This window comes from Sporosarcina koreensis (genome assembly GCF_001531445.1).
In the GTDB taxonomy this organism is placed as follows: Bacteria; Bacillota; Bacilli; order Bacillales_A; family Planococcaceae; genus Sporosarcina; species Sporosarcina koreensis_C.
The window spans coordinates 1-243 of sequence record NZ_LQYA01000319.1 but is presented as its reverse complement, the minus strand read 5'-3'; the positions used below and the strand labels follow the sequence as shown (position 1 = coordinate 243).

Annotated in this window: 1 pseudogene; it reads left to right on the top strand. The window is 30.0% G+C overall.

The annotated features are described in order from the left end of the window. Window positions 1-243, top strand: a pseudogene (locus AWV70_RS22235) (tetracycline efflux MFS transporter Tet(L)); the annotation flags it as partial.

Here is a 243-nt window from a genome sequence, read left to right as displayed (position 1 = left end):
TTCTGCTCATTCCAATGATGACAATTATCACTGTTCCGTTCCTTATTAAATTGTTGAAAAAAGAAGTAAGGATAAAAGGTCATTTTTATATTGTAGGAATTATACTAATGTCAGTGGGCATTGTATTTTTTATGCTGTTTACAACATCTTATAACATTTCTTTTCTGATCATCAGTATTCTGTCATTCCTGATATTTGTAAAACATATTAGGAAAGTAACAGAACCTTTTGTTGAACCTGCAC